General features: G+C 34.0%; 26 protein-coding genes and 2 tRNA genes. All 28 read left to right on the forward strand.

Annotation, left to right across the window (positions count from 1 at the left end):
* The first annotated feature begins 39 nt into the window (after positions 1 to 39).
* The 28 genes from rnmV (at position 40) to prkT (ending at position 26,890) form a co-directional block, all read left to right on the forward strand.
* On the forward strand, positions 40 to 597 hold the full coding sequence (rnmV, locus tag FS935_RS20810) for a ribonuclease M5 (RefSeq protein WP_146950563.1): 558 nt from the start codon (positions 40 to 42) through the stop codon (positions 595 to 597).
* Positions 597 to 1,481 carry a 16S rRNA (adenine(1518)-N(6)/adenine(1519)-N(6))-dimethyltransferase RsmA gene (gene rsmA, locus FS935_RS20815; protein WP_146950564.1) on the forward strand — a complete coding sequence of 295 codons (885 nt, stop codon included), beginning with the start codon at positions 597 to 599 and terminating at the stop codon, positions 1,479 to 1,481. The genes rnmV and rsmA overlap by 1 nt, the downstream gene beginning before the upstream one ends.
* 340 nt (positions 1,482 to 1,821) lie before the next feature.
* The gene (gene yabG / locus FS935_RS20820) at positions 1,822 to 2,703 is read left to right on the forward strand and encodes a sporulation peptidase YabG (protein WP_146950565.1); all 882 of its coding nucleotides are present in this window, start codon (positions 1,822 to 1,824) and stop codon (positions 2,701 to 2,703) included.
* Positions 2,704 to 3,300: 597 nt separating this feature from the next.
* Positions 3,301 to 3,570, forward strand: coding sequence for a biofilm formation stimulator Veg (veg, locus tag FS935_RS20825; protein WP_146950566.1), 270 nt, complete (start codon positions 3,301 to 3,303; stop codon positions 3,568 to 3,570).
* Positions 3,571 to 3,693: 123 nt separating this feature from the next.
* Entirely contained in the window at positions 3,694 to 3,879 is a 186-nt protein-coding gene (locus FS935_RS20830; protein WP_146950567.1) for a small, acid-soluble spore protein, alpha/beta type, read from the forward strand.
* A gap of 242 nt (positions 3,880 to 4,121) precedes the next feature.
* Entirely contained in the window at positions 4,122 to 4,991 is an 870-nt protein-coding gene (ispE, locus tag FS935_RS20835; RefSeq protein WP_146950603.1) for a 4-(cytidine 5'-diphospho)-2-C-methyl-D-erythritol kinase, read from the forward strand.
* A gap of 59 nt (positions 4,992 to 5,050) precedes the next feature.
* Entirely contained in the window at positions 5,051 to 5,896 is an 846-nt protein-coding gene (purR, locus tag FS935_RS20840; protein WP_146950568.1) for a pur operon repressor, read from the forward strand.
* A 1-nt stretch (position 5,897) separates the two neighbouring features.
* The gene (gene ridA / locus FS935_RS20845; protein ID WP_146950569.1) at positions 5,898 to 6,272 is read left to right on the forward strand and encodes a 2-iminobutanoate/2-iminopropanoate deaminase; all 375 of its coding nucleotides are present in this window, start codon (positions 5,898 to 5,900) and stop codon (positions 6,270 to 6,272) included.
* A gap of 472 nt (positions 6,273 to 6,744) precedes the next feature.
* A complete protein-coding gene (gene spoVG / locus FS935_RS20850) occupies positions 6,745 to 7,035 on the forward strand; it encodes a septation regulator SpoVG (RefSeq protein WP_046517517.1) in 291 nt (96 codons plus the stop codon).
* Between the two features lie 257 nt (positions 7,036 to 7,292).
* Complete coding sequence (gene glmU / locus FS935_RS20855) at positions 7,293 to 8,669, forward strand: bifunctional UDP-N-acetylglucosamine diphosphorylase/glucosamine-1-phosphate N-acetyltransferase GlmU (RefSeq protein WP_146950570.1); 1,377 nt, start codon at positions 7,293 to 7,295, stop codon at positions 8,667 to 8,669.
* Between the two features lie 19 nt (positions 8,670 to 8,688).
* Entirely contained in the window at positions 8,689 to 9,642 is a 954-nt protein-coding gene (locus FS935_RS20860; RefSeq protein WP_146950571.1) for a ribose-phosphate diphosphokinase, read from the forward strand.
* A gap of 267 nt (positions 9,643 to 9,909) precedes the next feature.
* Positions 9,910 to 10,536 carry a 50S ribosomal protein L25/general stress protein Ctc gene (locus FS935_RS20865; RefSeq protein WP_146950572.1) on the forward strand — a complete coding sequence of 209 codons (627 nt, stop codon included), beginning with the start codon at positions 9,910 to 9,912 and terminating at the stop codon, positions 10,534 to 10,536.
* Positions 10,537 to 10,857: 321 nt separating this feature from the next.
* Complete coding sequence (gene pth, locus FS935_RS20870) at positions 10,858 to 11,415, forward strand: aminoacyl-tRNA hydrolase (protein WP_146950573.1); 558 nt, start codon at positions 10,858 to 10,860, stop codon at positions 11,413 to 11,415.
* Between the two features lie 78 nt (positions 11,416 to 11,493).
* A complete protein-coding gene (gene fin / locus FS935_RS20875) occupies positions 11,494 to 11,724 on the forward strand; it encodes an anti-sigma-F factor Fin (protein ID WP_146950574.1) in 231 nt (76 codons plus the stop codon).
* A gap of 185 nt (positions 11,725 to 11,909) precedes the next feature.
* Positions 11,910 to 15,440 carry a transcription-repair coupling factor gene (gene mfd, locus FS935_RS20880; RefSeq protein WP_146950575.1) on the forward strand — a complete coding sequence of 1,177 codons (3,531 nt, stop codon included), beginning with the start codon at positions 11,910 to 11,912 and terminating at the stop codon, positions 15,438 to 15,440.
* A gap of 217 nt (positions 15,441 to 15,657) precedes the next feature.
* On the forward strand, positions 15,658 to 16,194 hold the full coding sequence (gene spoVT, locus FS935_RS20885) for a stage V sporulation protein T (protein WP_146950604.1): 537 nt from the start codon (positions 15,658 to 15,660) through the stop codon (positions 16,192 to 16,194).
* Between the two features lie 132 nt (positions 16,195 to 16,326).
* Positions 16,327 to 17,913 carry a putative polysaccharide biosynthesis protein gene (locus tag FS935_RS20890; RefSeq protein ID WP_146950576.1) on the forward strand — a complete coding sequence of 529 codons (1,587 nt, stop codon included), beginning with the start codon at positions 16,327 to 16,329 and terminating at the stop codon, positions 17,911 to 17,913.
* Between the two features lie 9 nt (positions 17,914 to 17,922).
* Complete coding sequence (yabN, locus tag FS935_RS20895) at positions 17,923 to 19,392, forward strand: bifunctional methyltransferase/pyrophosphohydrolase YabN (protein ID WP_146950577.1); 1,470 nt, start codon at positions 17,923 to 17,925, stop codon at positions 19,390 to 19,392.
* 2 nt (positions 19,393 to 19,394) lie between these two features.
* The gene (locus FS935_RS20900; protein WP_146950578.1) at positions 19,395 to 19,658 is read left to right on the forward strand and encodes an RNA-binding S4 domain-containing protein; all 264 of its coding nucleotides are present in this window, start codon (positions 19,395 to 19,397) and stop codon (positions 19,656 to 19,658) included.
* Between the two features lie 110 nt (positions 19,659 to 19,768).
* Entirely contained in the window at positions 19,769 to 20,080 is a 312-nt protein-coding gene (gene yabP / locus FS935_RS20905; RefSeq protein ID WP_146950579.1) for a sporulation protein YabP, read from the forward strand.
* Positions 20,077 to 20,712, forward strand: a complete 636-nt coding sequence (yabQ, locus tag FS935_RS20910; RefSeq protein WP_146950580.1) for a spore cortex biosynthesis protein YabQ — start codon at positions 20,077 to 20,079, stop codon at positions 20,710 to 20,712. The genes yabP and yabQ overlap by 4 nt, the downstream gene beginning before the upstream one ends.
* Positions 20,713 to 20,723: 11 nt before the next feature.
* Entirely contained in the window at positions 20,724 to 21,092 is a 369-nt protein-coding gene (locus FS935_RS20915; RefSeq protein ID WP_146950581.1) for an FtsB family cell division protein, read from the forward strand.
* 90 nt (positions 21,093 to 21,182) lie between these two features.
* On the forward strand, positions 21,183 to 21,665 hold the full coding sequence (locus tag FS935_RS20920; protein WP_146950582.1) for a S1 domain-containing RNA-binding protein: 483 nt from the start codon (positions 21,183 to 21,185) through the stop codon (positions 21,663 to 21,665).
* Between the two features lie 223 nt (positions 21,666 to 21,888).
* Positions 21,889 to 21,965: transfer RNA gene (locus tag FS935_RS20925), tRNA-Met, on the forward strand.
* A 17-nt stretch (positions 21,966 to 21,982) separates the two neighbouring features.
* Positions 21,983 to 22,054, forward strand: a tRNA-Glu gene (locus FS935_RS20930).
* A gap of 456 nt (positions 22,055 to 22,510) precedes the next feature.
* Positions 22,511 to 24,982: a stage II sporulation protein E gene (spoIIE, locus tag FS935_RS20935; RefSeq protein ID WP_146950583.1), complete on the forward strand. Its 2,472-nt coding sequence runs from the start codon at positions 22,511 to 22,513 to the stop codon at positions 24,980 to 24,982.
* A gap of 167 nt (positions 24,983 to 25,149) precedes the next feature.
* A complete protein-coding gene (locus FS935_RS20940; RefSeq protein WP_146950584.1) occupies positions 25,150 to 25,887 on the forward strand; it encodes a vWA domain-containing protein in 738 nt (245 codons plus the stop codon).
* On the forward strand, positions 25,868 to 26,890 hold the full coding sequence (gene prkT / locus FS935_RS20945; protein WP_146950605.1) for a serine/threonine protein kinase PrkT: 1,023 nt from the start codon (positions 25,868 to 25,870) through the stop codon (positions 26,888 to 26,890). Before FS935_RS20940 ends, prkT begins: the two co-directional genes overlap by 20 nt.
* Positions 26,891 to 26,998: the final 108 nt, after the last annotated feature.

A 26,998-nucleotide genomic window follows, 5' to 3' on the forward strand; every position in this document is an offset into this window, starting at 1 on the left:
AATTAAGACTTAAGAAGGTTTCATAATTTGGAGGAAAAAATGAAAATAAAAGAAATAATCGTTGTTGAAGGGAAAGATGATACAACAGCCATTAAAAGAGCTGTAGAGGCTGATACAATAGAAACAAATGGATCATCTATTGGTGATGCTGTCATAGAACAAATAAAACTAGCACAAAAGGCAAGAGGGGTCATTATCTTTACAGACCCTGATTTTCCCGGTGAAAAGATCAGAAAAACAATTACCGAAAAAGTAGCAGGATGTAAGCATGCATTTTTAACAAAAGATGAAGCGAGACCAAAAAGGGGTAAGGGAATTGGTGTTGAACATGCATCATCTGAGGCGATCCGTCTTGCCTTACAATCTGTGAAGGAAGAAATGGAAGAATACATAAGTGATATTACATTTGATGATTTAGTTGATGCAGGTTTAATCGGAGGTAGTCAAGCTAAGGCTAGACGTGAGAAATTAGGAATTTCATTAAAGATTGGCTATACAAATGGAAAGCAACTACATAAGAGATTAAATATGTTTCAAATCACTAAAGAAGAATATGACGAAGCAATAAACAGGATTATACAGGAGGAAAAAAATTAATGATGAAAGATATTGCAACCCCAGTCAGAACAAAAGCCATCTTAGAGAAATATGGTTTTTCATTCAAAAAAAGTCTGGGTCAAAATTTTCTAATTGAACCAAATGTTCTTTCGCGAATTGTTGATCATGCAGAAGTAACTGATAAAACAGGAGTAATTGAAATCGGACCTGGAATTGGTGCTTTGACCGAACAGCTTGCAAGAAGAGCTAAAAAGGTTGTAGCCTTTGAAATTGACCAACGGTTATTACCTATTTTAAAAGAAACATTAGATCCTTATCCAAATGTAAAGGTTATTCACCAGGATGTATTAGAAGCGAATCTTCAGGAAGCAATAAATGAGAACTTTAATGATTGTGAAGAGATTATGGTTGTCGCAAATCTTCCTTATTATGTAACTACCCCAATTATTATGAAGCTATTAGAGGAAAAGCTACCACTTAAAGGTATCGTTGTTATGCTTCAAAAAGAGGTGGCAGACCGTATTGCAGCAAGTCCATCAACAAAGGAATATGGTTCTTTGTCTATAGCAGTTCAATATTATACAGAAGCTAAAACAGTTATGACTGTGCCGAAGACAGTATTTGTTCCACAGCCAAATGTCGATTCAGCAATCATTCGATTATTAGTTAGAGATAAACCAATAGTTGAAGTGGAGAATGAGGAATTCTTTTTTCAAATAATAAGAGCTGGCTTTGCACAAAGGCGGAAAACAATTTTAAATAACCTAGTTCACTTTTTACCTAATGGAAAAGAATCGAAGCTAAAAATTGAAGAAACATTAGAACATGTAAAGATAGATAGTAGACGAAGAGGAGAAACTCTATCTATTGAAGAATTTGCTTTATTAAGCGAAGCATTAGATAAAGGGTTATTTAATAAATAAACAACTGAATAAGCTATTATGGAAACCTAGATCTATATATTCTTTATTGATCTAGGTTTTTTGATTGTAAAGAGTAATTTATTATCTTCGCTTTCACCAATTTTGAATTCTCACATAGGCTAGAGAAGGATACTTTTTATAAAATAGATTAGATATGACGCTTGTGAAAAAATATCCATTCTTAAATATGAGTGCTGTTTATTCAAAGATTGTTGCTTATATTCTAAGTGGCAAGGATCTGCTGTGAAATGGAATGTATTTCTGCTACCAAACAATTTATTAAAAACAGCCATTATGAGAAATGATTTTTTAAGTGAATCATTCATTGGAGTGATAGAATATGCATGTGAAAATTGGAGATGTTGTTGGAAGGCAGTCTTATAAGCTTGATGTATTATTTAGGGTTATCGATGTGAAAACAACTGCTGATGGTGAGCAGATTGCGATCTTATATGGTGATGAAGTAAGGCTAATAGCAGATGCGAATTGTAGTGACTTAGTTGTTGTAGATGAAATTGAGAGAAATAGTCGTAAATTAAAAGAAAAAGAACGTATTGATCAATCTTATTTTTTATTTCGGCAGGATTATCAGTTATTACGAGAGAAGCAAGAATACACGGCAACCTCGAGTTATAGTCATAATGAAGAATTTTTCCACTTGCCAGGTAGAGTTCTACATGTAGATGGCGATCCACTTTATCTACAAAAATGTTTATCTTTATATGAAAAAATAGGTGTTCCTGTAAATGGTGTTCACGTTCAAGAAAAAGAAATGCCAGAGAAAATTGGCGAGCTTTTAGCTAAATATCGCCCTGATATTTTAGTTATCACAGGCCATGATGCATACTCAAAGCATAAAGGTGAAGTAGATGATATTAATGCTTATCGTCATTCAAAGCATTTTGTGCAAACTGTTAGAAACGCTCGAAGCAAAGTGCCACATCTTGATCAGTTGGTGATTTTTGCAGGTGCATGTCAATCCCATTTTGAATCTCTAATAAGGGCTGGAGCTAATTTTGCCAGTTCTCCTTCTAGAGTGAACATCCATGCCCTAGATCCAGTTTATATTGTTGCGAAGATTAGCTTTACTCCATTTGTAGAAAGAATAAATGTATGGGATGTTTTAAGGAACACGTTAACAAGAGAAAAAGGTCTTGGTGGAGTAGAAACAAAAGGTGTATTACGTACAGGGATGCCATTTAGAAAGCATTCTTCTCAATGATCAAAAGCCGCTTACACAAACAATATGTAAGTGGCTTTTTTATTTATTATGCTAACTACCAGCTTTCTCAAACGATAATTCATCTTGGGTCCGGAGTCTCCTCGTAAGCTTTAACATAGCCATTTATTATGGCTAGAAGTTCAATGTTACTTCCCTGTAATAAATACGCATCCTTTCTTCTTGTCTTGATGTTCACTCAATGTACTACGTTTAAATAGACGTTATTATTAAGCTGAGGGTAGTGGCTCACTATTTTAAGTTAATTTAAAAATATTACTACTTTATTTGATAAATTTATCATAGTGATTTTAATTTACTTATTAATGTTAATTTGTGTTTTTTAGACGAAAAGTTATGAAAAAAACATATTTAATGAGGTATTCATTTGAAAACCATGAACATTTTTTATAAGTATTTTGAAAAACATTCATTTTTAGTACATAAATCTATACAACTATGTTCAAACTATAAACGAAGGAATGAGAAATTTGTTGAAAATAAATTATTGACAGTGATGAAAATTAACTGATATAATTTAAATTTTATTTGACTTACATAGGCTCAAGGTTGTATAATAAAACTAGTGAGGTGGATGCAATGGGAAAAACTCTAACGGATATTAAAAAATCCTTGGACGGTAATCTTGGCAGACGACTAACTCTTAGAGCAAACGGTGGTCGTAGAAAAACGATAGAACGCTGTGGTGTGCTTGCAGAAACCTATCCATCTGTCTTTGTTATTGAGCTTGATCAAGATGAAAATTCATTTGAACGTGTATCTTATAGTTATGCTGATGTTTTAACTGAAACAGTACAATTAACATTCTTAGAAGATGCAGCTGGTTCAATTGCAGTTAGTGGACAGTAGACAATAATTGTTTACTGTTTTTTCTTTTGTATAAATTTTAACCAATTAACTAATAATAGAAGTGCACAATCTTTTCTTATCTTCTAAAACTCTTGCTTATCCTTTGAAAGGGTGTGTTTGGTTTTGAGTAGACGTCGTGGAATGATGTCCGAAAGTTTTAAATATGAATTAGCAAAAGACTTAGGATTTTATGAAACGGTAAAAGAAGAAGGTTGGGGTGCAATTCGATCGCGCGATGCTGGAAATATGGTAAAGCGAGCTATAGAGTTAGCAGAATTGCAGCTAGCAAAACAAAATAATAGAAGCTAGAAGATAGAATAGGGGTTGACTAAAATGCTTTGTATATTCATACGATGCTTAATTTAGTCAGCCCTTTCTTTCTATATTTATACATCATATAAACCATTTTCTGCTGAAAAAAACCTTCATTTTCACATAGTACGATCAAAATTATATTCGTATGTTGTTGAATTGTCGAAAAAGGCAATACGATAACTGCTTTTGTGGTACAATGTTGATACAATTTTAGATCGTTTAAGTAGGTGATTATAATACGTGTTTTAGAGAAAGCACCAGCCAAAATAAACTTATCATTAGATGTACTTCATAAACGTGAAGATGGGTTTCATGAAGTAGAAATGATAATGACAACAATAGATCTAGCAGATCGTGTAGAATTAGTTGATTTACCGTATGAAGATATTCGAATTGTATCTCATAATCGATTTGTGCCAGATGATCAGCGAAACTTAGCTTATCAAGCAGCTAAATTGTTAAAAGAAAGATATAACATAAAAAAGGGTATCTCTATTTCAATAACAAAAACCATTCCAGTTGCAGCAGGTTTAGCAGGTGGAAGTAGTGATGCAGCAGCAACATTGCGTGGATTAAATCGACTTTGGAAATTAGGATTATCTCTAGATGAACTTGCACAGTTAGGAGCAGAGATTGGTTCTGATGTTGCCTTCTGTGTTTATGGAGGAACAGCACTTGCTACTGGTCGTGGAGAAATTATTCAGCATATTAATCCACCACCACATTGTTGGGTAGTGTTAGCAAAACCAACTATTGGTGTCTCAACAGCTGATGTATATAAGAATCTCAAAGTTGATTCTATTAAACATCCTGATGTTAGAGGAATGGTACAAGCTTTAGAAGCTGGGGATTATGATGGTATTTGTGATTTAATGGGAAATGTTTTAGAAAGTGTAACACTACATATGCATCCTGAAGTGGCAAATATCAAGGATCAAATGAAAAGGTTCGGAGCTGATGCTGTTTTAATGAGCGGTAGTGGTCCTACTGTTTTTGGTCTAGTTCAATATGAATCACGTTTGCCTAGAGTTTATAATGGTCTACGTGGATTTTGTGATCAAGTTTTCGCTGTGCGAATGTTAGGTGATGTAAACAGCCTTGATTAAATCCGGATATTAAGTTATATTTACTATAATAATATTCGGATTTTGGAGGTTGCCCTTTTATGAAATTTCGTCGTAGTGGCCGTCTTGTTGATATGACAAACTACATGCTTCATCATCCTCATTCCTTGGTACCATTGACATACTTTTCGGAAAAATATCATTCTGCTAAATCTTCAATAAGTGAGGATTTAACTATTATTAAAGAAACATTTGAACAGCATGGAATTGGAACACTATTAACTGTTCCAGGAGCAGCAGGTGGAGTTAAGTTTATTCCAAAGGTTGAGTATAAAGAAGCAAAGCAATTTGTTGATGAGCTTTGTGAATTGATTGCAAAACCAGAAAGACTCCTTCCTGGAGGTTATTTATATTTAACTGATATTTTAGGTAACCCTTCTATAGTAAATAAAATTGGTCGTTTATTTGCGACTGCATTTGGCAACCGTAAAATAGATGTGGTTATGACAGTTGCTACTAAGGGAATTCCTTTAGCGTATGCTGTAGCCGCACAGTTGGATGTACCTGTTGTTATTGTACGAAAAGATAGTAAGGTAACAGAAGGATCAACAGTTAGTATTAATTATGTTTCAGGTTCTTCAAAACGAATTCAAACAATGCTCCTAGCTAAACGAAGTCTAAAAGAAGGTTCAAATGTATTAATTATTGATGACTTTATGAAGGCTGGAGGTACCATAAATGGTATGATTAGCTTGCTAGAGGAATTTAAAGCTAATGTAGCAGGTATAGGAGTTCTAGTAGAGTCTGAGGGCGTTGAAGAAAGACTTGTTGATGAATATATTTCACTTGTTAAACTAGCAAATGTAGATATTCGTGAACGTAATATTCAAGTAATGCCAGGAACATATTTTCAATTGGTAAAAGACAAAAAGATTGGAGAGAATTAGTATGAAAATTGTTAGTACTAAACAAGCACCAGCAGCTATTGGTCCATATTCTCAAGGTATTATTGTCAACAATTTATTTTATAGTTCAGGTCAAATTCCTCTTACTGCTGAGGGTGAAATGATTACTGGTGATATTGCAGAACAAACACATCAGGTTTTTAAAAATCTACAGGCTGTTCTTAAAGAAGCAGGAGCATCTTTAGAAACAGTTGTGAAGGCAACGGTTTTTCTTGATGATATGAATACCTTTGCAGCTTTTAATGATGTGTATGGTGAATATTTTGCAACCCATAAACCAGCTCGTTCTTGTGTCGAGGTTGCTCGTCTTCCAAAAGACGCTCTTGTAGAAATAGAAGTTATTGCGTTAATTAAATAAGTAAAAAAACCAACTGCAATTTTTTATTGTGGTTGGTTTTTTATTTTTGTGTTAACACGGAGTTAATTTTTCGCATTTTGTTGACTTGAATATTTGACTTCTGTTTAGAGAAGAAAATGCAGTAAAACAAATTAATAACTAAATTTTAGATGTTCAATTGTTTCTTGAAATTTTTATTTTCAAACTAAGAACAAAGGAACGGACAATGTTTAGCTATAATAAGATTAAGAAAATGTTTTCATAATTAAATTGATATAGAGAGTAACCCCATAATATCTCTTCTACTTATCCTTATAACGGAGCTAATTAATCACCACAAACATCATTCTTGTTAGAAGCACTTCAAAAAAATATTTATTGTCAATAAATTTGCTTATTTTGTAAAAAAAAATATAAATATTGCAGGAATAACGAAAATTTTGTTGAATATGTAAACTAAAGTTTTTCATATGGGGAAAAGGTGGTGAACAGAATGGAAGTTACAGACGTAAGATTACGCCGCGTAAACACTGAAGGACGAATGAGAGCTATTGCATCGATTACGTTAGATCATGAGTTTGTTGTTCATGATATTCGTGTTATTGATGGAAACAATGGTCTTTTTGTTGCAATGCCAAGTAAGCGCACTCCTGATGGTGAATTTAGAGATATAGCACACCCTATTAATTCTAATACACGCGGAAAAATTCAAGATGCTGTATTAGCTGAGTATCATCGTTTAGGTGAGCTTGAAGTAGAATTTGAAGAAGCGGGTGCTTCATAAAATAAAAGATAAAGGACTTTGCAGATATTGCAGGGTCCTTTTTTGCTTTAGATAGTTAATAATACAGAAGAAAATTGTATGGATTTCTAATGTGTCAATAACGTATAGTAAAAAACTATGTTAAAATTAGAAAAATCATGTACTTTTGTTTGTTACCTTGAAATACATGCTGTTTTAAGATATATTTTTCTATGGATAAAAGCGTATTTTACATAAATCATATGGATATGGTTAAACGATAAATTGGAGGCCTGAAAATGGATAATCGTTATGCAGTTATTTTAGCTGCAGGGCAGGGTACTAGAATGAAATCTTCATTATATAAAGTGCTTCATCCTGTATGCGGAAAGCCAATGGTTCAACATGTTGTTGATCAAGTGTCAAAGCTAGAATTATCAAAAACTGTAACAGTTGTTGGTCATGGTGCGGAAAAAGTAAAATCTCAACTTGGAGATACTACCGAGTATGCTTTACAAAGTGAACAATTAGGCACTGCACATGCAGTAATGCAGGCTTCTTCATTTTTAGAAAACGAAATTGGTACAACAATTGTAATTTGTGGTGATACCCCATTAATTACAGCAGAAACAATGTCTTCATTGTTAGCACATCATCAAGAAACAAACGCAATGGCTACAATTTTAACTGCAAAAGCAGACGACCCAACAGGATATGGACGTATAGTTCGAAATTCTGAGGGAACGGTAGAAAAGATTGTAGAGCATAAAGATGCAAATGCTTCTGAAAGAGAGATAACAGAAATAAATACTGGTACATATTGTTTTGATAACCAAGAGTTGTTCCGTGCGTTGTCAAATGTATCAAATGATAATGTACAAGGAGAATATTACCTACCTGATGTAATTGAAATATTACAAAAAGAAGGTAAAATTGTCTCTGCTTATCAAACAGCTTCATTTGATGAAACTTTAGGAGTAAATGATCGTATTGCATTATCTCAGGCTGAAAAAATAATGAAGCAAAGAATTAATAAAGAACATATGAGAAATGGTGTTTCTATTATAGATCCAGACCACACATATATTTCTGCTGAGGCTATTATTGGCAAAGATACTGTCATATACCCAGGGACAATGATACAGGGAGACTCTGTTATTGGTGAGGAATGTATCATTGGACCTAATTCTGAAATTAAGGATAGCAAAATAGGTAACCAAACAACAATTCGTCAATCTGTTGCACACGATAGTGAAATTGGAGATAGTGTTGCCATTGGACCTTTTGCTCATATTCGTCCTTCATCTACCATTTCAGATGATGTAAAGATAGGTAATTTTGTTGAAATTAAAAAATCAGTAATGGGTAAAGGAAGCAAGGCCTCACATTTAAGTTATATTGGTGATGCTGAGGTTGGAGCAGATGTAAACCTTGGATGTGGATCAATTACTGTTAATTATGATGGAAAAAACAAATTCCTCACAAAAATTGAGGATGGAGCTTTTATTGGCTGTAATTCAAATTTAATTGCTCCGGTTACTATTGGTAAAGGTGCATATGTTGCTGCAGGATCAACTGTTACAAATGATGTGCCAGAAAAAGCATTATCTGTAGCAAGGTCAAGACAAGTAAATAAAGAGAATTATGTCGACCGATTAAATAATAAAAATTCCTAATGGAGGTTTTCACTTTACCATGCCTAATCGTTATAGTGATTCTAATTTAAAAATATTTACGTTAAACTCTAATCCAGCTTTAGCAAAGGAAATTGCCGATGTTGTTGGTGTTGATTTAGGGAAATGTTCTGTAACACGCTTTAGTGATGGAGAAATTCAAATTAATATAGAAGAAAGCATTCGTGGAAGTGATGTTTATGTTATCCAATCTACAAGTGGTCCAGTTAATGAGCACTTAATGGAATTACTTATCATGATTGATGCTTTAAAGCGTGCTTCAGCAAAAACGATCAATATTGTTATCCCTTACTATGGGTACGCAAGACAAGATCGTAAAGCAAGAGCAAGAGAGCCTATTACTGCGAAGCTTGTTGCAAACCTTTTAGAAACAGCAGGATCAACACGTGTGATAACATTAGATTTACATGCACCTCAAATTCAAGGATTCTTTGATATACCAATTGATCATTTGATGGGTGTACCAATTCTGGGAGAATACTTCTTAGGGAAGAATTTAGAGGATATTGTTATCGTTTCACCAGATCACGGTGGAGTAACAAGAACAAGAAAGCTTGCTGATAAGCTTAAGGCTCCTATTGCGATTATTGATAAAAGACGTCCAAAGCCAAATGTTGTTGAAGTCATGAATATAGTCGGTAATATTGAAGGGAAAACTGCTATATTAATTGATGATATTATTGATACAGCTGGAACAATAACGTTAGCAGCAAATGCGTTAGTGGAAAATGGTGCTAAAGAGGTTTATGCATGTTGTACACATCCTGTCCTTTCAGGTCCAGCGATAGATCGTATACAAAATTCTAAAATTAAAGAGTTGGTTGTAACAAATTCAATTTTATTACCTGAAGAAAAACGTATTGATAAATTAGTTGAACTATCTGTAGCACCTTTAATTGGAGAAGCAATTATTCGTGTTCATGAAAGACAATCTGTTAGTTTATTATTTGATTAAGATACTGACAATGCGTTGAATTTTAAATTTGATATAAAATAAAAGCTTATTTATATTCTTCCTCAACACAGTTGTGAAAGGTATAAATAAGCTTTTTTTTGTTAGTTTGTTAAATGTTTCCTATAAGATAGGAACGCCTTTCATTAACCAAAGCTAGTTTCATTTCTATTATTCATAATGAAAAGTATTTTTTAAATATGTTTATACACCATAACATATGGGAAAAACAATAATAAGAATTGAATTCGTATAGGAAGGGTGTAATTTATGACAACATTACAAGCAATTAAGCGAACTGAATTTACAAGCTCTGCAAAAAGAAAAGTACGTGAATCAGGTAAGGTACTAGGTGTCATTTATGGTAAAGCAGTTGAAAGTAAACCAATTGCACTGGATAGTATAGCACTTATCAAAACCCTTCGAGAAGAGGGAAAGAATACAATTATTCATTTAGATGTTGATGGTTCTACACATGCTGTTATGCTATATGATATGCAAACAGATCCTCTTAAAAATGAACTTGTGCATGCTGACTTTCATATAGTGGACATGCAGTCTGAAGTTGAAGTAGAGGTGCCAATTCATTTAAATGGTGAAGCACAAGGAGTTAAAGATGGTGGGGTTTTACAGCAGCCACTTCATGAATTAACCATTGCAGCTAAACCTGGAAAAATACCACAAACAATAGATGTAGATATCTCAAACCTAGGTGTAAATGAAACCATTTTAATTAAAGATCTACCTAATCATGGAGATTATACATATATCCAAGATGGTGAACAAGTTATTGCTTCTATTCTTCCTCCGAAGCAAGAAGAAGAAATTGATAGTGGTGAAGAACAAGAACCAGGTACTCCTGAAAACGAAGAAGGTAGAGAGCATAACGACGCTTAAAAATAAATAGTATGGTTGATAGTGTCAGTTCTCTGCTTGATTACGGAGAACTGACATTTTAGTTTTAGTTATTTATCTATTTTCCTCAAAGCCAAAATAAAAGATCTACCTAAAGTAAACTCTAGGTCGCACGATAATTTGTATTATTTGGAATTTTTCCTCTTAGAATGTAAATATATTTTCTAAAAGAGGTAATTATGTCATGATTAGACATAATCTAACAACATGTTTTATTTATGGTTTGTTACTTTTATGATATTGTAAAGATAATGAATTTTTAATACATAGAACAGGTAAAGTGATTAGGAGGGTTTCGCATTTATGAAACTCATAATAGGATTAGGTAACCCAGGTAGACAATATGAAAAAACAAGGCATAATGTTGGTTTTATGGTGATAGATAAGCTGGCTGATAATTTGTCTATTCCTCTTGATCGTCAAAAATTTAATGGAATCTATGGAATAGGTCATATATCTGGCGAAAAGGTCATATTATTAAAACCACTCACATATATGAATTTGTCTGGAGAATGTATTAGACCTCTTATGGAATTTTATGAAATTACTGAAGAGGAAATAGTAGTCGTTTATGATGATCTGGACTTACCTGTAGGCAAAACACGTTTGCGGACAAAGGGAAGTGCTGGGGGACATAATGGTATAAAGTCAATGATTCATCACTTAGGAACACAGGAATTTAATCGTATAAAGATTGGCATTGATCGACCTACAAATGGGATGAAGATTTCTGACTATGTTTTAGGGCAGTTCACTGAAGAAGATCATATAGGAATTAAAGAATCAATAGATGCATCCGTTTCTGCATGTGAAAAGTGGCTTACTAGTTCATTTGTTCAAGTCATGAATGAATTCAATTAAGGTCGTTTTATCTGACGTATAGCATTTCTTGAAAAGGTACATACTATAAGTAAAATAAACCTTTTCAGGAGGCGTGTTATGGCTTTGCATTATCATTGTAGACACTGTGGTGTAAAGGTAGGTAGCCTTGATAATAGTTTAATTTCTAGTGAGCAGCTAGGGTTTACTGCCTTAACAAATGCTGAACGCCAAGAAATGATTACTTATCAACAAAATGGTGATATACATATAAAAACTATTTGTGAAGATTGTCAGGATGCATTAAACAGAAACCCTGATTTACACCAATATGAGAGCTTTATTCAGTAATAGCTTTGGGAGCCATCCCCAAAGCATTTTTCTGTTTTAAATTTCATTAAGCAGTATATGAATGCATTTAAAGCCATTCAATCAGTCATATTATGACAATTCAGGCGATAAGAAAGCAGTATAAGATAACAAATATAAAAGAAATAAGTAACTCAAACATAAAGAACTTGAGAGGGGGGCTGAGCTTGAATAGTTTACAAAAATATTTTTATGAAAATGATGATTTCAAAACGATTGTATCGGGTATCGAAGAAGGCTTAAAGGAGCAATTAGTTGCAGGCTTATCTGGTTCAGCAAGGACTGTTTTTACTGCAGCCCTTTACCATGACTTAAAAAAATCACTATTGATTGTTACACATAATTTATACCAAGCTCAAAAGGTTTATGAGGATTTGTTGAATTTACTTAAAGAGGATGTTTATCTTTATCCCGTAAATGACCTTATTGCAGCAGAAGTGGCTATTGCAAGTCCTGAATTAAAGGCACAAAGAATAGATGTTTTAAACAAATTGGCAGAAGATAGACCATCAATTGTTATTGCGCCCGTAGCTGGGGTAAGAAGGCTTCTTCCACCAAAAGAACAATGGAAGAATAACCAATACAAGTTAACAGTAGGACAAGATATTGATCTGGATAACTATATTCATCAGTTTGTTTTACTTGGCTATGAGCGGGTAGATATGGTTAGTTCACCTGGAGAATTTAGTGTTCGTGGGGGAATAATTGATATATATCCTTTAACAGAAGATAATGCTATTAGAATTGAATTGTTTGATACGGAAATTGATTCTATTCGATCTTTCAATATAGAAGATCAAAGATCAATCAGTATGTTAAAAACAATTACAATTGGTCCTGCAGTTGAAACAATTATTAATGAAGAATCAAAAATGAGAAGTATCCAAGGAATTGAAGCAGGTTTAGCAAAAAGTCTTAAGAAAATGAAGAATGAACAGCAAAAGGAATTACTAGTTGAAAATATTCAATATGATCTTGAACGATTACGTAATAATCAATTTACTCAGGATATTTTTAAGTTTTCAGCGCTGTTTCATGAAAAACCTGCTAGTTTACTAGACTATGTTGCCAAGGATTCTATTATTGTTTTGGATGAGGTAAGTAGAATTCAAGAAACTTATGAACAATTAGATCGAGAAGAGGCTGAATGGTACACACACCTACTTGAAGAGGGAAAGATTTTTCCAGATATAAAAATATCGCACTCTTATGTTGATGTTATGACAAATTCAAAGCAGCCTTTACTTTATTTATCACTATTTTTAAGGCATGTTCCACATACTAGCCCGCAAAATATCTTAAATTTATCATGTAAACAAATGCAAAGCTTTCATGGACAAATGAATTTATTAAAAACAGAATTAGATAGATGGCAGAAATCACAATATGCAGTTGTGTTTCTTGGAGTAAATGAAGAAAGAGCTAAGAAGCTAGAAACAGTTTTAGAGGACTACGAAATCAAAGCTACTATTCAAAGTAATGCTAATATGTTAGCAAGTGGTGTAGTTTCAATCGTAGAAGGTGATTTGCAAACTGGATTTGAACTTCCAATGCAGAAGCTTGCTGTTATTACAGAAGAGGAACTCTTTAAGAAGCGAGTGAAAAAACAGGTTAGAAGGCAAAAGCTTTCGAATGCAGAGAGAATAAAAAGTTACTCTGAGCTGGAAATAGGAAATTATGTTGTTCATGTTAATCATGGTATTGGTAAGTATGTTGGGATTGAAACTTTAGAAATTAATGGTATCCACAAAGATTATTTAAACATCAAATATCATGGTAGTGATCAACTTTATGTGCCGGTTGAGCAAATTGATCAAGTTCAAAAATATGTTGGTTCAGAGGGTAAAGAACCAAAGATCTATAAGCTTGGAGGAAGTGACTGGCGTAGAGTTAAAAAGAAGGTTGAGTCATCTGTTCAAGATATTGCAGATGATTTAATTAAGCTCTATGCAGAACGTGAAGCTAGTGAAGGATATGCATTTTCACCAGATGGAGAAATGCAAAAAGAGTTTGAGTTAGCATTTCCATATCAAGAAACCGACGATCAAATACGTTCTATCATTGAGATTAAAAAGGATATGGAACGCATACGACCAATGGACCGATTATTATGTGGAGATGTTGGTTATGGGAAAACAGAGGTTGCAATAAGAGCGGCATTTAAAGCAATTGCTGATGGTAAACAGGTAGCACTTCTTGTACCAACAACAATTCTTGCTCAACAGCATTTCGAAACAGTGAGAGAGAGATTTCAGGATTACCCAATAAATATCGGCCTATTAAGTAGGTTCAGATCCCGAAAAGAAATCACTGAAACAAATAAAGGCCTTAGTAATGGAACAGTTGATATGGTAATTGGAACACACCGATTACTATCAAAGGATATTAAATATAAAGATTTAGGCTTATTAATCATTGATGAAGAACAGAGATTTGGTGTAACACATAAAGAGAAAATTAAGCAATTAAAGGCAAATGTTGATGTTTTAACTTTAACTGCTACACCGATCCCAAGAACTCTACATATGTCAATGCTTGGTGTAAGAGACTTGTCAGTAATAGAAACACCACCAGAAAATCGTTTTCCTGTTCAGACCTATGTTGTTGAATATAACGGAGGGTTAGTAAGAGAGTCGATTGAAAGGGAAATGGCTCGTGGTGGTCAGGTTTTCTTTTTATATAACAGAGTTGAGGATATAGAAAGAAAAACAGATGAGATATCAATGCTAATACCTGATGCTAGAGTGACATATGCACATGGGAAAATGACAGAAAATGAATTAGAATCTGTTATGCTCAGCTTTCTAGAGGGTGAATATGACGTATTAGTAAGTACGACGATTATAGAAACGGGTGTTGATATTCCTAATGTTAATACGCTTATCGTTAACGATGCAGATAAAATGGGGTTATCACAGCTTTATCAGCTTCGAGGTCGCGTAGGAAGATCAAATAGGATAGCTTATGCTTATTTCACATATAGAAAAGATAAAGTGCTAACAGAGGTTGCTGAAAAAAGACTTCAAGCAATTAAAGAGTTCACTGAATTAGGATCAGGATTTAAAATTGCTATGAGAGATCTTTCTATAAGAGGTGCAGGAAACTTATTAGGATCTCAACAACATGGATTTATTGATTCAGTTGGGTTTGACCTTTATTCTCAAATGTTAAAAGAAGCAATTGAAGAGAGACAAACAGAAGCTCCTAAGGAAAAGCCTATTGATGTTGAAATTGACCTGCAGGTTGATGCGTATTTACCACAGGATTATATAATGGATGGACGCCAAAAAATAGATATGTACAAACGCTTTAGATCATTAACATCTTTACAAGATCTAGAAGAGCTACAAGAAGAGATGGTTGACCGTTTTGGCGAATATCCGATCGAAGTAGGATATTTATTTTCTATTGCAAAACTAAAAGTATTCGCTATTCAAGAAAGAGTAGAGAGTATTAAACAAGATAAAGAGGCTATTTCCATCCTTATCGAAGAAGCCGCAAGCAATCGTATTGACGGCCAAAAGCTATTTGATTTAAGCAATAAATATAATCGTATAGTGGGACTTGGAATGGAAGGAAGTAGATTAAAACTTACAATTGCAACAAAGAACCTTACTATTGATAAATGGCTGACCATTATTACAGAATTATTAAATGGTCTTGCTCAAGTTAAGAAGGAAGAAATATCAGTGAAATAGCTTTAAATCAGACCTTGATGTAAGTAATCATCAGACGGAAATCAGAGTTTTATCAAAAAAACGCTTTCAATATGTATATTACATCACTAGTGAAGGATACTAAATTTAACAAATGGTGATTGTTACATAAATAACTAGCTCCTGTTAAATTATCCATTCTTCAGGAAGGTACAATCATCTTTTTTCCTATCATCCGATGAAAGTGAGGCAACGTAAGATGAAAGCAACTGGTATAGTTCGTCGCATTGATGATTTAGGTCGAGTAGTTATCCCAAAGGAAATCCGTAGAACCCTACGTATACGAGAAGGTGATCCATTAGAGATATTTGTGGATCGCGATGGTGAAGTTATTTTGAAAAAATATTCACCAATTAGTGAGTTAAGTGACTTTTCTAAAGAATATGGTGATGCCTTATTCGATAGTCTAGGTCATCAGGTTTTAATCTGTGATAGAGACACATTCATTGCTGTTTCAGGTGGCTCAAAGAAAGAGTACCTCAATAAAAACATTGGTGAAGTTGTCGAGCAGGTTATGGAGGAAAGAAACTCTGTTTTAAAAACTGATGCTGGAGAAACTCAAATTGTTTCAGGCTTTGATGAGGAAGTTAAATCGTATACGATTGGACCGATTGTAGCTAATGGTGATCCAATTGGTGCTGTTATCATTCTTTCTAAGGATCAATCGATTGGTGAAGTTGAACATAAGGCAGTAGAAACAGCTGCAGGATTTCTAGCAAGACAAATGGAACATTAAGTTTTATAAAAGAGGCAGCGCTTATGCTGCCTCTTTTGTTTGGTTATAAAATTATCTTGTTTAGGTTACAGCACTTAATTATAGAGTGTATATGCTATAATTTTGGATAGATCATGTTGAGAGGAGTGGGGCATGAACGTCCAGAAAAATAATGGTGATTCTGTCATACAAGGAGCAATTATCTTAACGATAGCAGGATTACTTATAAAAATATTAAGTGCAGTATACCGTGTTCCTTATCAAAATATTGTAGGGGATATAGGTTTTTACATATATCAACAGGTTTATCCGTTCTATGGAATGAGTGTCATTTTAGCTACATCAGGTTTTCCTGTGATTATATCAAAGGTTATGCTAGATCATGGGTATGAAAGCTCTCATAAAATCCGCTCTAAAATTATGACAGTTTCCTTGTTATATTTACTTGCTGTTGGTTTATTATTATTTTTACCTTTATTTGGATTTTCTTCTGAAATTGCGGGTTATATGGGAGATAGCCACTTATCACTACTCATAAAAGTAACAGCATTTTCGTTTTTAATGATACCTTTTATATCCATCATAAGAGGATATTTTCAATCTGAGCAAAATATGAACCCAACAGCTTTATCACAAGTAATTGAACAAGGAATAAGGGTTACACTAATTTTGGCTAGTTCTTTTTTGATGCTGCGTATGGGCTTTGATTTATATGAGATAGGTATTGGTGCTCTTTCTTCGTCAATAATTGGTAGTGTAGTGGCTTTTATTTTTCTAATTATTTACTCTCAAAAGAAACAAACAGCTTCTAAGATAGAGTGGAATCTCACTGCTCCTATTAAAACAATGGACATCTTAGAATCTTTAGCGAAGTATAGCATGACAATTGGAATTAGTAGCTTATTATTAATCTTCATTCAGTTAATAGATGCACTCAATTTATATTCTTTACTTATTCATAATGGAATGGATGAAACTTTAGCAAAACAAACAAAAGGAATTTATGATAGAGGTCAACCGCTTATTCAATTAGGTACAGTAGTAGCAACTTCTTTAGCTTTGTCTCTTGTTCCTGTTCTTGCTCAGGCAAAGATGAAGAAAAACAGGGAGTTTATTAAAGAACAAATAGAGCTATCATTAAAGTTATGTATCGTTATTGCTGGTGGTGCAGCTATTGGTTTGATGTCGATTATGAAGCCGATAAATATCATGCTTTTTACAAACAGTGATGGGACGAATGTTTTAATTGTTCTTAGTTTTTCAGTACTTTTTACATCACTTGCACTAACACAGTTCGCTATTTTACAAGGACTTGGCTACACCTTTTTCCCGGTTGTTTCTGTATTAATTGGAGTGGGAATAAAATATATAGCAAATCAATGGTTGATACCTGAATTTAATGTAATCGGTGCAGCATTTTCAACAGTAATATCCTACGGTATTGTTGTATTCTTGACATATATTTATATGCTTAAAAAGAGATATCATTTTCAATCAGTTAAGACGTTGTTAAAAGTAACTTTTGCATTACTGATCATGTTTTTTAGTTTATCAGCATCATTACATATCGTTGAAGGATACATGAGCTTGGAAAATAGGTTATTTGCTAGCTTAGTTGCACTTGTAGGTGTAGTTATCGGTGGAGGCATTTATGGGTTGGCAATTCTGAAGCTTCATATTTTTACGGATAGAGAACTTCTGAATATTCCTATTATTAATAAAGCGATAAAATTGAAATGAGGTACATAAATGGCTAAGAAAATAACAATTGTTGGCTTAGGAGCTGGAGATTTAAATCAGTTACCTTTTGGTGTTTATCAATTGCTAACTAAAGCAGAAGCGTTATATTTACGTACAAAAGAACACCCAGTTATTGAGGAATTAACAAATGAACTAACATTTGAATCATTTGATTCTATATATGAACAAAATGATGACTTTGATTCTGTTTATGCAACGATTGTAAATGTTCTTTTAGAAAAAGCAGAGAATGACGATATTGTGTATGCAGTTCCAGGACATCCATTGGTTGCTGAAAAAACAGTTCAAATTTTATTAACAGAAGGTAGACAGAAAGGATTTACAATATCACTCGAAGGTGGACAAAGCTTCCTTGATGCAACTTTTCAGGCGCTTGAGGTCGATCCAATTGAAGGTTTTCAGCTTGTAGATGCCTTGGGGTTAGAAAGTGCTAAACTTCAGCTAAAGGGGCATGTCGTTATCACACAGGTGTATGACCAAATGATTGCTTCTGACGTTAAGTTAACATTAATGGAACAATTACCAGATGATTATAAGGTTGTTATTGTTACAGCTGCTGGAAGTAACGCGCAAATCTTAAAGGAAGTTGAGTTATTTGAATTAGACCGCGAAACAACTGTAAATAATTTAACAAGTGTATACATTCCACCAGTAAAAGATGATACGTTACTTAACCATCAGTTCGATGCATTTAGACAGGTTGTCGCAGAATTACGTGGTCCTAATGGCTGTCCGTGGGATAAAGAACAAACACATTCATCTCTAAAAAAATATTTAATAGAAGAATGCTATGAATTATTAGAAGCAATTGAAAAGGATGATATTGATCATATCATTGAGGAACTTGGAGATGTACTTTTACAGGTAGTTCTTCATGCACAAATTGGTGAAGATGATGGTATGTTTTCTATGGATGATGTGATTAAAGGGATAAATGAGAAGATGATTCGAAGACATCCTCATGTATTTGGTGAGACAAATGTTTCTGATACAGAAGAGGTATTAGTAAATTGGGACGAAATTAAAAAGGCAGAAAAGGGAACAGAAAATGAACAATCCATTCTTGATTCTGTAGCGAAGACGTTACCTGCTTTATCAAAGGCTTATCATTTACAAAAGAAAGCAGCAAAAGTAGGTTTTGATTGGCCTACAATTGACGGTGCCTGGTTAAAGGTGAAAGAGGAAATCTCTGAGCTTGAAGAAGAGTTTTCAAAAAAAGGAGATAATCCTTTATTGAGTAAGGAATATGGTGATTTGCTTTTTGCACTTGTTAACGTGGGTAGACATTATAAAGTAGAACCAGAAGAAGCATTAACTTCTACAATTACAAAGTTTTATGATCGATTTCACTATATAGAAAAAAAAGCAAAGGAAAATAAAAAGGAGCTTCATAATATGTCTTTAGAAGAAATGGATACGTATTGGAATGAAGCGAAAAAACTAGAAAAAGAGGGCTGAAGATGAGATTAGATAAATTTTTAAAGGTGTCAAGAATTATAAAAAGAAGAACGTTAGCTAAAGAAATCGCAGATCAAGGTAGGATTAGTATTAACGGTATCCCTGGGAAAGCAAGCTCAAATGTGAAAATTGGTGATGAGCTTTTAATTCGCTTTGGTCAGAAATTAGTCACAGTAAAAATCGAGGATTTAAAAGAGATAACAAGAAAAGAAGAAGCAACAAATCTTTATAAAATTCTTAAAGAAGAGAGACTTAATGAGGAGTGATTCTTTAAGGGGGAAACGATGCTGGCTTTTCATCTAGGCTTGTTCTAAACCGTATTCTTTGAACATAAAGATATAAAAGAAAATCCTTTATAAGAATGCGGGGGTAGAACATGAATCAATACTATGATAATAATTCGACTGTTCATAAAGGCACAGTTCAAGAGCATGATGTGATTATGAGGGGCAGAAAGTTATTGGAAATTACAGGTGTGAAGCAAGTTGAGAGCTTTGATAATGAGGAATTTTTATTAGACACTGTAATGGGTGCTTTAGCAATTAGAGGTCAAAACTTGCAAATGAAGAATTTAGATGTTGATAAAGGGATTGTTTCGATTAAAGGTAGTAGGATCTTTGATCTTATCTATTTAGATGAGCAGCATGCGGAGAAAGCTAAAGGACTCTTTAGCAAGTTATTTAAATGAGTTTAACAACGCAGTTTTATACAATGCTTGCAATGTTTGGAATGGGAAGTTGGGTTGGTGCAGCTCTAGATACATATGGCCGTTTTTTAAAGCGGCCATTAAGAGCTAGGTGGGTTGTATTTATCAATGACTTCCTTTTCTGGATTATGCAAGGTTTGATCCTGTTTTATTTATTATTGCTTGTAAATGAAGGTGAACTGCGAGTTTATATCTTTCTAGCAGTGTTATGTGGATATGCTGCATATCAAAGTCTTTTAAAGACGATCTATTTGCGTATTCTTGATCGATTAATTCAGACAAGCATTAGTATTTATAGTCTTGTAATCAATATTGGCCAAGCAATCATTATAAAACCAATCTTGTTGTTATTTCAGGTAACAATCACAATTTTATTAGGAATCTTAAAATTTCTTTGGAGTTTAACAAAATGGGCTTTCCAAATCCTATATTCTTTCGTTAAAATAATATTAGCACCAGTATGGCTAATTTTAAGAGTTATATGGAATATCATACCAAGTGGTATTCGGAACTATATCATAAAGAATATAAATAAATTAGCAGGAATTAACAAAAAGGTAAAGAATATAACTAATACGATAAATATATGGTGGCAACGGATAAAGAAGAGGTAAGGAGGAAATATATGAGTCTCGAAAGATCGAAGAAAATTACAGAGCTACAATCACAGTATATGATGCAGCAGGAACGGCAGCAACAAATATCTAAAAGACGGAAAAGAGGCTTATTTAGAAGGCTTGTCATGTTCGGGATCTTAGCGATTATCTCTTCTGCTATTATGCTTACCACCATTTTAGGTCAGTCAAATGCTATTAATGAAAAGGTAGAAAAGCAGCAAAAACTTAGTGAAGAGCTGAGTACTCTTCAAAAAGAAGAAAAGATTTTGAGAGAAGAAATCGTTAAGCTCAATGATGATGAATATATAGCAAAAATTGCAAGAAGAGACTACTTTTTATCTGATGATAACGAAATCATCTTTAATATAAAAGAGTAGCCTTGTTGACACTCGATTTTTTATTTATGTATAATATGATATAAAGGATATGAATGATTTTTTATCTGTTTAAGGAGGAGCATTATTTTTATGTCGATAGAAGTTGGCAGCAAGTTACAGGGTAAGGTGACGGGCATTACAAATTTTGGAGCATTTGTTGAACTTCCAGGAGGTTCTACAGGTCTCGTACACATCAGTGAAGTTGCCGATAATTATGTGAAGGATATTAATGATCACTTAAAAGTCGGAGATGAAGTTACAGTAAAAGTTATCAATGTAGAAAACGACGGTAAAATCGGCTTATCAATTAAAAAAGCCATTGATCGTCCAGAGCGCCCGGAACGTCCAGAACGACCAGATCGTCCGAGAAGCACAGATCGTCCAAGAAATACAGATCGCCCTAGAGGTGGTTCAGATCGTCCAAGACCAAGAGGAAATGAGTTCCGTAGCAATAATAAAGAAAACTTTGAGCAAAAGATGAGTCGTTTCTTAAAGGACAGTGAAGATCGTTTATCTTCATTGAAGCGTAATACTGAATCAAAACGCGGAGGTCGCGGAGCTAAAAGAGGATAGCTTGCTGCTTTTATATACATTTTGCGTAAAGGAAAACATCATGTCATGATGTTTTCCTTTTTTAAAATTTTTGCAACTAAATTAGATTTTTATGTAATTTTTTATCTAAAGCAAAAATCCTTCGGAAAACAATGTTTTTAAAATTTCTATTGACGAATTCAACTTTCGATTGTATTATATTTCTTGTGCCTTAGAATTGTATTCAATAATAATACACTATTATGGCGGTGTAGCTCAGCTGGCTAGAGCGTACGGTTCATACCCGTGAGGTCGTGGGTTCGACTCCCTCCGCCGCTACCATAATAAATTAAATATGAGGCCCGTTGGTCAAGCGGTTAAGACACCGCCCTTTCACGGCGGTAACACGGGTTCGAATCCCGTACGGGTCATATAAAAAAACTAGTTGCAAATGCAGCTAGTTTTTTTATTGTTCATTTTTTCTTCTTAAGTTAGCTCAATAGCTGATTTACTCCGTTTATGTACAAATCTCTTTCTATTCGTCTTATGCTTGTCGGGGCTGATCAAGCCACCTTCGCTTTTCTTGTCTAGCTACGGTGGGCTAGCCCCTCGAGTTATAAGACACTTAGGAATGGAAGGCAAAGAGCACCTTCTCTTCCTAAGTGTCTTATGCTTGTCAGGGCTGATCAAGCCATCTTCGCTTTTCTAACATCTTTCTCATTATTTTGACGTATGTCTTAAGAAAAGGTTCAGATCTATTAGATATTTGTCGGTTTTTTCAAAAACAGTCGAACTGTTTAGGGGTTGAGCTACCTTCTTTTGACAAATTCCTTTTTAATCCTTCGATATAATTACAAGTAATATGAACTAAGTGGGGGAATGAAAAAATGGAAAAAGTAGAAAGAAGGTTAATGGAACCAATTTCTGATTTTGGAATGGAAAAGACCCATCAAGCATTTAATCGGTTTTTTCACAAATTTTCAGCGAGATTACAGCTCATCCTCTTACATAAAGGACTTGTTTATGCTTTAATTGGATTTTTATTAGGACGGGCTATTATCTTATCGGAAGTCTTGCCATTTGCACTTCCGTTTTTTGGAGCCGTTTTGTTAATGAAACGGGATAAAGCATTATTAGCTGGATTATCACTGATTGCTGGTGGTATGTCACTATCAGTTGAAATATCACTTCTTATTACAATATCGATTATAGCGTTTATATTACTTAATCGACTTTCATCTACATTTATTAAAGATCAAGTGAAGGTTTTGCCATTTGTAATTTTTACTACAGTAGCACTTACAAGAATCGGCTATTTTTATGTAATTAATTCATCATTAACAGTTTATGATTATATGATGGCAGGAATAGAATCAGGATTATCTTTTATATTAACGTTAATCTTTTTGCAAAGTATTCCATTAATATCAGCACGTAAATATAAACAGTCACTAAAGATTGAAGAGATTATCTGTATTATGATTCTTTTAGCATCAGTAATGACCGGTCTTGTTGGAGTATCAATTCAAAATCTTCAGTTAGAACATATTTTTTCAAGATATATCGTCTTATTATTTGCCTTTATTGGTGGATCTAGTATTGGGTGTACCGTGGGTGTTGTAACAGGATTAATTTTAAGTTTAGCCAATGTTGGGAATTTATATCATATGAGCTTACTCGCCTTTTCAGGGCTTTTAGGAGGTCTTTTAAGAGAAGGACAAAAGCTAGGTACAGCAATTGGATTATTAGTTGGATCTGTTTTGATTTCTCTGTATGGACAAGGTTCATCTGATTTAATGACAACCCTTATTGAATCAATGATCGCGATCGTTTTATTTTTACTAACACCTAAAGCAGTAACTGGAAGATTAGCTAAACATATTCCAGGTACAAATGAACATGCTCAGGAGCAACAGCAATATGTAAGGAAAATCCGTGATGTGACAGCACATCGTGTTGACCAATTTTCACAGGTATTTCATGCTTTGTCCGAAAGCTTCGCAACGTTTTATGATAAAGATGAAACAAATGATGAACAACGTGAAACTGATTTATTTTTAAGTAGCATTACTGAAAGTACTTGTCAGCATTGTTTTAAAAAAGAAAAGTGCTGGGTAGAGAACTTTGATAAAACATATGATTTAATGCAGAACATTATGCATGAAAATAGACAAAATACGTATCAAAATAATATGAAATTAAAGAAGGAATTTGATCGTCATTGTTCAAAATCTGCAAAAGTAGAAGAAGCCATTGAACAGGAAATAAATTATTTCCAAGCAAACCAAAAATTAAAGAAAGAAGTAAAAGAAAGTAGAAGACTTGTAGCTGAACAATTATTAGGTGTTTCAAACGTAATGGAGGATCTTTCAAGGGAAATAAAAAGAGAAAGAGAAAATCACTTTGTACAAGAAGAACAGATCTTAGATGCACTGCAGAATTTCGGTATTGAAATTGTTAATGTTGAGATCTATAGTCTTGAGCAGGGAAGTGTGGATATTGAGATGAGTATCCCATACTGCAATGGACATGGAGAATGTGAAAAAATAATAGCTCCAATGCTATCAGATATTTTAGATGAATCGATCATTGTTAAAACAGAAGAGTGCGCTAATTATCCTAATGGATACTGTCATGTTTCATTTGGATCTGCAAAGAAATATCGAATTGAAACTGGTGTTGCACATGCTGCAAAAGGTGGGGGATTAGTTTCTGGTGATAGCTATTCGATGATAGAGTTAGGTCTTGGAAAATATGCAGTCGCGATTAGTGATGGAATGGGAAATGGGGTACGAGCTCATTTCGAAAGTAATGAAACGATAAAGCTGCTTCAAAAAATCCTTCAATCAGGAATTGAGGAAAAGGTCGCAATTAAAACGATAAACTCAATTTTATCCTTGAGAACAACAGATGAAATATTTTCAACGTTGGACCTTGCAATTGTTGATCTACAAGATGGTAATAGCAAATTCTTGAAAATTGGATCAACACCTAGCTTTGTCAAACGAGGAGATAAAATAATTAGAATTCAAGCTAGTAATTTACCTATGGGGATTATAGATGATTTTGATGTAGATGTTGTTGGTGAAAAGTTGAAGGCTGGTGATCTGCTTATTATGATGAGTGACGGAATATTTGAGGGTCCTAAACATGTTGAGAATTATGATTTGTGGATGAAGCGTAAAATTAGTGAAATTAAGACAGAGGATCCTCAGGAAGTTGCGGATTTAATCATGGAAGAAGTCATTAGAACAAGATCTGGAAAAATAGAGGATGATATGACAGTAGTTGTTTCTGCAATCGAGCATAATACACCTAAATGGGCAAGTATCCCTGTGTCACCAAAGAAAATCAGCTAAAAATTTGAATGTATAATTTACCCTTCTTTTGGAGATGAATGATAATAATATTTTTAGAAAACTAATGTCTTTTCGCTAGACATTATATCAAGAGCTATTGTTGATTATCGTTTATGACAAAGGGAAAGCAAAGAGATTTATAGATCTCTATAGGAGGGTAATTAAGTATGGAGAAGGGTCATTTAAAACAAATCTTATTAATTACTGATGGTTACTCAAATCAAGGGGAAGATCCAATCGCAATGGCGGCATTGGCTCAGGAACAAGGAATTACTGTAAATGTAATTGGTATTATGGAAGAAAATGTGATAGATCAGGAATCTATGAGAGAAATTGAAGGTATAGCAATGTCTGGTGGCGGTGTTCACCAAATTGTTTATGCTCATCAATTGTCACAAACAGTTCAGCATGTAACTAGGAAAGCAATGACACAAACTTTGCAAGGTGTTGTGAATAAAGAGCTACAGCAAATTCTTGGGAAAAGTACATCTCTAGAAGAATTACCTCCAGAAAAGCGTGGAGAAGTTATGGAGGTTGTTGACGAACTTGGTGAAACCGTAAGTATGGAAATACTTATTCTAGTTGATACAAGTGCTAGTATGAAGCCAAAACTTCCAACAGTTAAAGAATCACTTCTGGATTTATCAATTAGTCTTAATTCCAGGATGGGTAAGAACTTATTCTCAGTATCAGTATTTCCTGGGAAAAAGAATGAGGTGGAAAAGGTTCTTGATTGGACACCGAAGCTTGAATCGTTATCTTCTATATTTCCAAAATTATCTACTGGTGGTATAACACCAACTGGTCCGGCGATAAGAGAAGCTATTCAACATTTTAAAAAGAAGCGGTCTTTAAAGAACTTATTAAGAAGTGAAGAAGAATACTATGATGAACCAGGCATGTAATTTTTCTCCAGGATCTAGAATAATCGGTAAGTGGAATGGTAAAGCCTATATCATTATTAGGCTGCTTGGCCAAGGTGCTACTGGTAATGTTTATTTAGCTGACAGTGGAGGCAGAGAAGTTGCTGTCAAGCTCAGTGAAAACAGTATGGCAATTACATCTGAGGTAAATGTCTTAAAGCATTTCTCGAAGGTCCAAGGTACTTCTCTTGGGCCTTCTTTGTTAGATGTGGACGATTGGAAATCTGGATCGCAAAAAATGATCTCATTTTATGTTATGGAATATATTCAAGGAAAAACTCTTCTCGATTTTATAAATGAGAGAGGTATAGAGTGGACAGATGTATTAGTATTGCAGCTTTTATCTAACTTAGAAAAGCTTCATCAACAAGGGTGGATCTTTGGTGACTTAAAGCCAGATAATTTAATCATCTCAGGTCCTCCTCCTAAGATAAGATGTATAGATGTTGGTGGTACAACACAACAAGGAAGAGCGATAAAAGAATTTACCGAGTTTTTTGATCGAGGGTATTGGGGGTTAGGCTCAAGGCGTGCTGAACCGACTTATGATTTGTTTTCGGTAGCTATGATCATCATCAATGCTGCATACCCTAAGCGATTTTCAAGAAAGAGTGATGGAGAAGGGGAAAACCAATTATTAGCAGTTATTCAACAGCATCCATTTTTGCTAAAGCATAGAGAGGTTTTGAGAAAAGCAATTTTGGGGAATTATAATAGTGCAAGTGAAATGAAAAATGATTTTATAGATTTATTATCTGAAAAAACAAAGCAGCCAGCTACAAATCAACAAACTTATAAAACAAAAGTTCCAAAGCAAACACAAGCAAATAGAACTCAACACAAGCAGCAACGTGCCAGTACGTCTAGAAATCAAGTGAAGAAAAAGAAGAAACTAAAGAAGACAAGTGGTTTTGTAGAGACACTCATTATTTTAATAAGTGTGTTCTTAATTTATTCGTTATATGTTTATCATATTTTGTTATAAACGCGGACCTATAGATGATACTCAAATAGCTACTAAGTTGTAAATTTGTTTAATGTGTGAACGGCTCCCTTCTTCTTTGTTGTTCTTTATCATTTAATGGTAGGATAG

Source organism: Metabacillus litoralis (assembly GCF_007994985.1).
GTDB lineage: Bacteria > Bacillota > Bacilli > Bacillales > Bacillaceae > Metabacillus > Metabacillus litoralis.